The organism is Arthrobacter sp. CAN_A1 (assembly GCF_015751665.1).
Lineage (GTDB): Bacteria > Actinomycetota > Actinomycetes > Actinomycetales > Micrococcaceae > Arthrobacter_D.
Window position 1 is genome coordinate 1 of the sequence record NZ_JADOUR010000034.1, and the last position, 2,899, is coordinate 2,899.

At 54.2% G+C, this 2,899-nt stretch carries 1 protein-coding gene and 2 pseudogenes; 2 read left to right on the forward strand and 1 reads right to left on the reverse strand.

Annotated elements, in window-relative coordinates; translation table 11 throughout:
- Window positions 1–398: 398 nt before the first annotated feature.
- Together IWX62_RS16050 and IWX62_RS16055 are read left to right on the forward strand one after the other, a co-directional pair.
- Window positions 399–1,448 (forward strand): trypsin-like serine peptidase, encoded by a 1,050-nt coding sequence (locus tag IWX62_RS16050; protein WP_196842414.1) that lies wholly within the window; start codon window positions 399–401, stop codon window positions 1,446–1,448.
- A 723-nt stretch (window positions 1,449–2,171) separates the two neighbouring features.
- Window positions 2,172–2,357, forward strand: a pseudogene (locus IWX62_RS16055) (sigma factor); the annotation flags it as partial.
- A 44-nt stretch (window positions 2,358–2,401) separates the two neighbouring features.
- On the opposite strand, the pseudogene IWX62_RS16060 reads toward IWX62_RS16055, so the two are convergent.
- Window positions 2,402–2,803: pseudogene (locus IWX62_RS16060) on the reverse strand (IS30 family transposase); the annotation flags it as partial.
- Window positions 2,804–2,899 lie beyond the last annotated feature (96 nt).

A 2,899-nucleotide genomic window follows, 5' to 3' on the forward strand; every position in this document is an offset into this window, starting at 1 on the left:
ATGTTGTGTGGTAACTACATTTTCCCACGTCAGGAGCACCTTTCACCTGTTAACCACGCACGCTCAGCCCAATCACGATGAAAACTCCGGGCTAGGCTGCAATACGGCCCGATTCCACAAGAACCGGGCCGACTGGCGCCCCATAAGCAGAGCGGATAGACCATCAAGAATCGCTGCTGCGCTGAGAAGTCACGTAGCCAGCAGCGCCTCAAATAGACTGTGCAAAAATCCTCAAGAAATGAAATATCTGAATAAATCGGGGTGGATCAGGCTTGTCTTGCCCAAATCTAATGGGTGGAATCATTGACAGTTAGAGGCAGTACGAGGAAACTGACATTCATCTATCGTTTGGCGCTGGCAACTCGACGAACGTAGGCGGACATCAAATCAGGGGGAATATGCGCAAAAAAATCTTCAGTCGAGCTGTCCTAGTCATGGTTCTTGCGGTGAGCGCAGTGGGACTAAATGCTTCGCCGGCAACTTCGACAGAAGATCCAAAAGAGGTATTTCCCGCCGCTGGGTGCGATATTTCGGATGAAATTCGCAGTCAAGGAACAACAACTAGGACGGGTAAAACGGTTGAAGGCTGGGCTTGCGGATATGGGGTTGGCGAGGATGGTAAACCTTACGATCTGGGAGTAAGTCCTGATGGAGACTTGGGGGTCTTCCATAAAGAGGCTTTCGAGAGCGAAGAGCTCAAGGAAACTTTAGGTGAGGGCACAGGAGACATTACCGACGCTGGTCCGAACGTTCTCCAAGAATCTAGAGTTCCTTGGTCAACAGAGTCCAAAGGACCCGGGTTCTCTATCGACAGTGTTATTGGATATGACGACAGAACACAAGTCACAGCAACCGCCTTTGCCCCGTCAAGCAGGATCGTGCACTTCAATGGATGCACTGGTTATTTGTACGCCCCAAATATGGTCGCGACAGCGGGCCATTGTCTGTACAAAGATGGGGCATGGAAGACCCCCGGTTTGGTCACACCGGGAAAGAATGGGAGCGGCGCTCCCTACGGCTCCTGCACCGTAGCCGCGAGATATGTCTCCTCGGGATGGATCAACAATAACGACCTAACCCAGGACTACGGCAAGCTCAAGTTAAACTGCAATATTGGGAACACCGTCGGAGTATTCACACTAGCCGTCACCCAAAGTCTTGAGAACGCTACGGTTCGGGGCTATCCCGCTGAGAAGCCATTTGCAACAATGTGGACCCACACAGGCCCCCTCTACGAGCTCGGCGTCAAGCAGGTGTTCTACCGGATGGATACCACTGCCGGCCAGAGTGGTTCGCCCGTTTATCGAACTTGCGCATCGGGAGTCGGAATTTGTGCTATTGCGATTCACACTTACGGAATTATATACGGTGGAATCGGCTCAGAAACATCCGCCAACCACGGAATCCGTCTCATAGATTCCGTTCGTTCTTATCTCAATACCTACTGATAGGACTCAAATTGAAGAAGAGAATGGCACCCGCGTTGTGGATTGTCACCGCAACCATGATTTTGACAGCCTGCGGGAACCCTCTGCCAGATAGCGGCGGCGAGCCATCCAGTTCCTCCATAGATCAGACCCGAGGCGCCATCGTGGTCAGTCTCGTAACCGAATCCGGAGAAAAATTCAGTGAGCTTCCCCGGACATCCGAATATAGCTGCGCCTCGGTAAGAAAGTACATCTCCGGCCCCAACTCCTTCTCCCAGGAGGACGCTCCTCCTATTAATCCAGCAGCGCCCACACCCTTGTCGCTTCCACCCGGAGTATTTTCGATAGCCGTGTTTTGTGGCCACCCAAGTGAGGACGGGCTGCCCCAATATGAGGGTACAACTGAAGAAATTACGGTGATTTCAGGGGAAGACGCGCCAGCGGAAGCCGAAATGAAAGTAAGATCGGACGTTCCCACAAAGCCTTAAGCTTCGGCGGTCAGGATGCACGCGATGGTGCATCCTCGCGACATGCTGACTCTTGGCGAATCGGGACACCTCTTTCCCGATCCGTCCATACCCCGGGTGAAGCCAATTCCAATTTGGAAACCCGCCATAACCAAAGAGTCATAGCTAGCGATGCCCATGGTGCACGAGTATGCAGCGGAATGTATGTCGTCATCGATTCATTGTTGAAGGTGTCACCAGGGTGAAACTTTTTGGTCGTTCCCGGACATTTCAGGGTATGGGGAAACTTCATGCTCTCGATTCCGCTCTCTGGGTGGATAGCCTCGCCGGTGATGGGGAGGCCTTTGGCGTGCTGTTTGATCGGCACCGTCATCGCGTGTTCCGTCACGCTTTCCGGATGCTGCAAGACGGTGAGGGCGCCCAGGACGTTAGCGCGATTGCTTTCCTGGAACTATGGCGCCGACGTGCGAGCGTGCGTCTCGTTGAGGGTTCGGCGGATTCAAGCGGTCATTGCAACAGGAGTCCTTCGATCAGTTCGATCGGCTTCCTGAACTCTAATCGTTTGCGTGGCCGGTCGTTGAGTTCGGCGGCGACCCAGTCGAGGTCTGCGGCGCTGTGGATACTCAGGTCGGAGCCTTTGGGGAAGTACTGCCGTAACAGACCGTTGGTGTTCTCGTTGATGCCTCGCTGCCACGGAGAGTGCGGGTCGCAGAAGTAGATGTCGATGCCGGTATCGACCTTCACGGTCTTCCAGTCCTGCATCTCAATGCCCTGGTACCAGGTCAGCGAATGTCGCAGCGCGTCGGGGAGCGTCTTGATCTTAGCGGTCAACGCATCACGCATCTGCTCGGCCTTGTACCCGTCCGGCAGGTGCACGAGCATGGTGTAGTTGGTGGTCCGCTCCACGAGAGCTTGGTGTCAAGCGGTGGTAGCAACATTGTCGTTGAGTAGTTTGGTGAATACTTCTCGTGGTGTGAGGTAGCCCAGGGTGGCGCGGGGTCGGTC